The following is a 6,446-nucleotide window of genomic DNA, read 5'->3' as shown; positions in this document are numbered from 1 at the left end:
GGGGTGTGGTGGCAGCTGTATTGGGGGTGGCGGCGGCGGCGGGCCGGGCACCACTTGTGTCAGCCGGCGTCCGGGGAGCCCGACTCCCGGACGACGGCGACGTCGCCCGCCCCGACGGTCAGGCGGCCCGTGATCGTCGTGTTCGAGAGGAGCTCGACCCCGCCGCACGCGACCTCGACCGTGTCGTCGGTGTGGTTGAGGACGAACAGCCAGCTGCGCCCGTCCTCCGCCGTGCGGCGGACGACCTCCACCCCGTCGCCGGCGCCCGGCGCCGTACTGCCCACGCCCGCCTCGTCCAGCGCGCCCGCGATCAGCGCCCGCAGCGAGGAGTCGTCGAAGCGGGTGGCGGCGTAGCGCGCGAGGCCGGCGCCCGCGCTGTGGCGCAGCAGGGCCGGCCCGCCCGCCGCGGGGCCGTCGGCGAACCGGGCGTCGACGACGGCGCCGTCCGTGCCGTCCGGGTGGACGGCCTCCGCCCAGATCCGCCCGGTCAGTCCGCTGTCGAGGGTCAGGGCGGCGCCTTCCCGCAACGGCAGGAACTCGTCGACGGTCAGCCCGAGCAGGTCCCGCAGGGCGCCCGGGTGGGGGCCGGGGTGGAGGCGGTCGTCGCGGTCGACGAGTCCGGAGAACGGACCGACCAGCAGGTGGCCGCCGCCGTGCACGTACGCGGTGAGCGCCCGGACCGTCCCGGGGGTGGCCAGGTAGTGGCTGGGGAGCAGCACGAGCCGGTACCGGGACAGCACGTCGGCGGAGACGTCGGAGGGGATCACGTCGCACACCACGCCCTGTTGCCAGACCGCGCGGTGCCATGCCTCGGCCTCTGTGGCGTACTCCAGGTCGACGCTCGGCCGGCCGCCCATTTCGAGGGCCCAGTAGTTCTCGTAGTCCCACAGCATCGCGACCTCGCCCGTCACCGTGGAGCCCGCGACCTCGCCGATCCTGCGGAGCACCGCGCCCAGCCGGACGACCTCCTGCCAGATCCGGGTGGACTCACCGCCCTGCGGGACCATCGCGGAGTGCCACTTCTCCACACCGGAGTCGGACTGGCGCCACTGGAAGAAGCAGGCCCCGTCCGAACCGCGGGCGATGTGCGCGAGGCTGTTGCGCAGCATCTCGCCGGGGCGCTTCGCGGTGTTCCGCGGTTGCCACTGGACGGCCGAGGTCGAGTGCTCCATCAGCAACCAGGGCCGGCCCGCGGCGATCCCCCGGGAGAGGTCGGCGCTGAAGGCGAGCCCGGTGTGGGCCTCGGGGTCGGAGGCGACCAGGTAGTGGTCGTTGGTGACGAGGTCGACCTCCGTTCCCCAGGCGCAGTAGTCGGCCCACTTGAACGACCCGGCCATGAAGTTGGTGGTCACCGGCCGTCCCGGTGAGTGGAGGTGGAGGATGTCGCGTTCCGTCCGGTAGCAGGCCAGCACCTCGTCGGAGGCGAAGCGGTAGTAGTCCAGTTGCTGGGCGGGGTTGGTGCGGCCCGGCGTGGCGCCGGGTATCCGGACCTGCGACCAGGCGCTGTAGCGCTGGCTCCAGAAGGCCGTTCCCCAGGCCCGGTTGAGGCCGTCGAGGTCGCCGTGGCGGGCGCGCAGCCAGCTGCGGAACGCCTCGGCGCTGGTGGGGCAGTGGCAGTGCGTGTTGTAGCCGCCGATCTCGTTGCCGACGTGCCACATCACCACGGCGGGGTGCTCGCCGTAGCGGCGGGCGAGCCGGTCGGCGACGACGCCGGCGCGTCGCCGGTAGTCCGGCGAGGACGGGCAGAACCCCTGGCGCGAGCCGTGGCCCAGGCTCCGGCCGAGGTGGTCGACGAACTGGGCGTCGGGGTACTCCTCGGAGAACCACGGAGGGGGCGAGGCCGAGGGGGTGGCGAGGTCGACCGACACACCGCCCTCGTGCAGGAGGGCGATCACCTCGTCCATCCCGGAGAAGTCGAAGCGGTCCTGGTCGGGCTCGATCCACGACCACGAGAAGATGCCGAGCGACACGAGGTTCACGCCGGCCCGCTGCATCAGCCGGATGTCCTCACGCCACACGTCCCGGTCCCACTGGTCCGGGTTGTAGTCACCGCCGAACGCGAGTCGGGGCACCGAGCCCCAGGATGCGGCTCCCGGCACGGCTGCGGGCCCGGTTGCCGGGTTCGGTGTCGATGAGGGGGAAAGCTGTGACACTCGTCACTCCCAGGAGAAGGTGTGCGGAACGGGGGTGGGCCGGCGGGGCGGGCGGTGCCGCCGCGGCCGGACCCCTACAGTCAACACACGAATGTGACCGGTATCAACGATCTGAGCGGACATCATGGCTGTTGTAGCTAATGTTGGCATAACCATTGACAGTAAAATTGATACCGGTAACATCCCACTGACCAAACTCCGTCACGGGCGGCCGGTCAGGCCTTGCGTCGACGCCGGAGTCCGCGTTCCATGGGCGGACGCGGATTCCCCTTCCGGTCCACTCCACCCCGGGCCGGTGCTCGGGGCCGAGGACCGCGTGCAACGGAGGTACGGCGCATGGTGACCCTGATCCAGCTGGAAGTACTCACGAAGGTGATCGAGTCCGGGGGCTTCTCCGGGGCGGCGAAGTCGCTGTTCACCAGCCAGCCGGCCGTGTCGAACCACATCCGCAACCTGGAGCGGTCCCTCGGCGCCCAGCTCGTCCACCGCACCAGCCAGGGCGCCCGCCCCACGCCGGCCGGGGAGATCGTGGTCGAGCACGCCCGGCGGATCTTCGGGATCATGGACGAACTGGAACTCGCCGTCGCCGAGCACCGGGGCCTGGGCGCCGGCCGGCTGGTGCTGGCGGGGACGACGACCCTGGGCACCTACCTCCTGCCGCTGCTGCTCTCCGAGTTCGCCCTGCGGGCCCCGAAGGTCTCCTGCCAGATCAGGGTGGGGAACGAGGAGACGGTCGAGTCGTGGCTGCTGCGGGGCGAGGTCGCGCTGGGGCTGTGCGCCGGCACGCCGCGGGACGAACAGCTCGTCGCCCAGGGCATGTTCGAGGAGGCCATGGTGCTGGTGGCGGAGCCGGGTTCACCCCTCATCGGCCGGGCCCTGACCCCCGCCGACCTGGCCGACCAGCGGTTCCTGATGCGCGAGGCGGGCTCCGCCACCCGTCGGCTCCAGGAGTCCGCGTTGCGGACGTGGGGGCTGGAGCGCGCCGAGCAGTGGGACATGTGGGGGACGGACACCCTGAAGCAGGCCGTCTCCCGGGGGCTCGGCCTGGCGGTCGTCTCCGAGCACGTCATCCGCCAGGAGACGGAGGCGGGGATGCTCGCGGCGCTGACCGTCGTGCCGGCCCCGCCCGTCCGGACGGTGTCCCTGGTACGGCGGGCCGACCGGGCGCTCACGCCGCCGGAGGAGGCGTTCGTGGCGCTGGTCGGAGCCGTCTCCGAGTGGCCCGGGTGACGGGCGGGACAGGTCGGGGCGGGCGGGGCCGGAGGGGTCGGCGGGGTGGTCGGGGCCGGGCGGGGCGTCAGTACCGGATGCAGGCGGAGCGCAGGTCGGTGTAGAAGTCCCACACGTCCGGGGAGCACTCCGGGGCGCCGAGCTGCGAGGCCTTCGCCCCCATGTGCGGCAGGTGGGAGTACGCGCCGACACCCGGGCGGTTGACGTGCAGCATGCCCGCCTGGAAGTCCTGGAGGGCCTGGAACATCAGGGACGGGTTCTGGGTGAAGACGGTGCCGGACATCCCGTACTTCACCGAGTTGGAGATGCGCATGGCGTCCTCGTAGCCGTCGCACTCGATGACGGACAGGACGGGGCCGAAGACCTCCTCCTGGGCGATCTCGCTGTCCCAGGCCACGTCGGTCAGGACCGTGGGCTCCATGAAGTAGCCGGGGGTGTCCAGGGCCGCTTCCTTGCCGCCGCAGGCCAGCGTGGCGCCGGCCTCGACGGCGGTGCGCACCGCGGTCAGACAGGCCTGCAGGCGCTCCTCGTTGACCACCGGCCCGATGTCCGCCCAGTCCTGGTCACCGCGCCCGATCCGCATGGCGGACACGCGCGGGACGAGGCGCTCCAGCAGCGCGTCGCGGACGGCGCGGTCCACGATGACGCGGCTGGTGGCGCTGCACCGCTGGCCGCTCTGGCCGAACGCGCCGTGGATGACGGCGTCCGCGGCCGCGTCGAGGTCGGCGTCGGCGAGCACGATGAGCGCGTTCTTGCCGCCCAGTTCGAGCTGGGCGCGCATCAGCCGGCCCGCGCCGGCCCGGTTGATGGCCTGTCCGACCGGCAGGGAGCCGGTGAAGGAGATGCCGGCGACGCGCGGGTCGGAGACCAGGGCCTCGCCGGGGTCGCGGTCGCCCTGGACGAGGTTGAGGACGCCGGCGGGCAGCCCGGCGTCGACGAACGCCTGCACCAGCAGCGCCGAGGTCCAGGGGGTCAGCGGCGAGGGCTTCAGGACGGCCGTGCAGCCGGCGATCAGGGCGGGCGCCACCTTCCACATCGGGATGGCGACCGGGAAGTTCCACGGGGTGATGAGTCCGACCACGCCGAGCGGGCGCCGGAACGTCATGGCGAGGGTGCGCGGCTCCTCGGCCGGGGTGGTGACGCCGTTGATGCGGCGGGCCTCGCCGATGGTGAAGTCCAGGATGGTCAGCGAGCGCGCCACCTCGCCCCGGCCCTCGGACAGGCGCTTGCCCTGCTCCCTGGTGATCGCCTCGGCGAACAGCTCGGAGCGCTCGGTGATCAGGGCGGCCGCGGCCTTGAGCAGCTTGGCGCGTTCGATCGGCCCGACCGCGTCCCAGTCCCGCTGGGCGGCGGCCGCCGCGGTGACGGCGGCGGTGGCGTCACCGGCTCCGGACTCCGTGAACTCGCCGATCACGTCGGAGGTGTCCGCCGGATTCAGGTTCGGTCGCACCTGCCCCGTGATCGAGGGCGACCAGCGGCCGGCGATGTGGTTGAGCAGGTGCTCGGGGTGCGGATTCGACATGGCGGACTCCGTGGCAGGAAGAGGGAGCAGGGAGGTGGCCCGTGCGGTCGGACGGGCGGCCGTGCGGTTGGACGCCGGGCCGACGGCCCTGATGAGGGGCCAGGGGCGTCGACCCGGCAGCGAGGGGGTGATCAGCCCATGTGGACGGCGATCCGGGGGGCTGCCCCGGTGCGGGCCGCGGCGACGGCCGCGTCGATGTCCGTGAGGGGGAAGGAGTCGGGGACGAGCCGGGCGAACCGGTCCTGCACCGGGGTGCGGACGAGGAAGTCGACGGACTCGGTGAGGTCCTCGACCGTGTAGTTGTGGCTGCCGACGACACGGGTGAGGTTGCGGACGAAGGTGTTGGGTTCGAAGGCCACCTGTGGGCCGGGGGACACGGAGCCGACGAGGGCCACGCGGCCGTCCAGCCCGACGAGGTCCAGGGCGGACTGGACGGCCGCGTGGCGGCCGGACAGTTCGAAGACGACGTCCGCGCCGAACTCCTTGACCGCTGTTTCCAGCGCGCCCGGGGAGCAGGCGACACCGGCCCCGAACTCCAGTGCAAGGTGCCGCCGGCCCGCGTCGACGTCGCAGGCGATGACGTTGCGGGCGCCGCGGTCGAGGGCGTAGGCGATGGCGGTGAGGCCGAGCATGCCGCAACCGATCACGAGCACGTTGTCGCCGGCGGTGAGTTCGGTGCGCCGGGCCGCGCACACGACGGTGGCGGTGGCGCAGTTCGCGGGTGCGGCGACCCCGGCGGGCAGCTCGTCGGGGACGGCGACCAGGCCGGTGCCCGCGACCAGGTGGCAGTGGGTGGCGAGACCGCCGTTGTACCGCCAGTGGTCGGTGATGGCCTCGTGGCCGTACTTGCGGACGCTCTCGCACTTCTGCGGGACGCCGCGGGTGCAGCGCCGACAGGTGCCGCAGGAGGTGCCGATCGTCCAGGTGACCCGCTGGCCGGGGGCGACGGGCCGGCCGTCGGCGAGGACGGGGGAGCCGCCGACGGCCTCGACGACGCCGACGGCTTCGTGCCCCAGGACGGTCGGCAGCGGGGTGGGCCGGTGGCCGGCGATGGTGTGCAGGTCGCTGCCGCACACGGTGGCCAGTTCGATGCGGACCAGGACCTCGCCGGGCAGGAGCCGGGGGAGGGGCTGCTGTTCCACGCTGAACCCCTTCTCGGGTCCGGACCAGACGGCCGCGGTCGGCGGGAGTGAGGCGCGGGGTACGGAGTTCACGGTGCTGGGGTGCGTCATGTCCGGTTCCGCCTAGCGTCGGATCGTGAGGGCGGTGAGCGCGCTGCACCCGCAGCACCCGGCCACGAAGAGGAAGATGAGACTGGTGTTGCCGGTGCTGTCCATCAGGCCGCCGATGAAGGGCTCTGCGGTCCCGGCGAAGAGGTAGGCGAAGCAGTTGACGGCGCCGACCGCGGTGCCGGCCATCCGCTTGCCGGCGATGTCGGGGCAGAGCGCCCAGAACGAGGACTGCGGGCCGTAGACGAAGAAGCCGGTGAGGAAGAGGACCACGATGCCGGTGGTGACGTTCAGCGGCGCGAGGTACATGGT

Annotated in this window: 4 protein-coding genes and 1 pseudogene; 1 reads left to right on the top strand and 4 read right to left on the bottom strand. The window is 72.7% G+C overall.

The window, feature by feature from the left end:
* Nucleotides 1–59: 59 nt before the first annotated feature.
* Nucleotides 60–2,072 (bottom strand): beta-galactosidase, encoded by a 2,013-nt coding sequence (locus ACFWOG_RS38745; RefSeq protein WP_380364251.1) that lies wholly within the window; start codon nucleotides 2,070–2,072, stop codon nucleotides 60–62.
* A gap of 417 nt (nucleotides 2,073–2,489) precedes the next feature.
* Here ACFWOG_RS38745 and ACFWOG_RS38740 point away from each other — a divergent pair, with 417 nt between their 5' ends.
* On the top strand, nucleotides 2,490–3,383 hold the full coding sequence (locus ACFWOG_RS38740) for a LysR substrate-binding domain-containing protein (protein WP_380364249.1): 894 nt from the start codon (nucleotides 2,490–2,492) through the stop codon (nucleotides 3,381–3,383).
* A gap of 67 nt (nucleotides 3,384–3,450) precedes the next feature.
* Here ACFWOG_RS38740 and ACFWOG_RS38735 read toward each other — a convergent pair whose 3' ends face one another.
* The 3 genes and pseudogenes from ACFWOG_RS38735 to ACFWOG_RS38725 form a co-directional block, all read right to left on the bottom strand.
* On the bottom strand, nucleotides 3,451–4,905 hold the full coding sequence (locus ACFWOG_RS38735; protein ID WP_380364247.1) for an aldehyde dehydrogenase family protein: 1,455 nt from the start codon (nucleotides 4,903–4,905) through the stop codon (nucleotides 3,451–3,453).
* Between the two features lie 131 nt (nucleotides 4,906–5,036).
* Nucleotides 5,037–6,047, bottom strand: a complete 1,011-nt coding sequence (locus ACFWOG_RS38730) for a zinc-binding dehydrogenase (RefSeq protein ID WP_380364245.1) — start codon at nucleotides 6,045–6,047, stop codon at nucleotides 5,037–5,039.
* A gap of 102 nt (nucleotides 6,048–6,149) precedes the next feature.
* Nucleotides 6,150–6,446: pseudogene (locus tag ACFWOG_RS38725) on the bottom strand (hypothetical protein); the annotation flags it as partial.

Source organism: Kitasatospora sp. NPDC058406 (genome assembly GCF_042722765.1).
GTDB lineage: Bacteria > Actinomycetota > Actinomycetes > Streptomycetales > Streptomycetaceae > Kitasatospora.
Note: the sequence above shows the minus strand (reverse complement) of the source record. Positions and strands in the feature narration are given on the sequence as shown.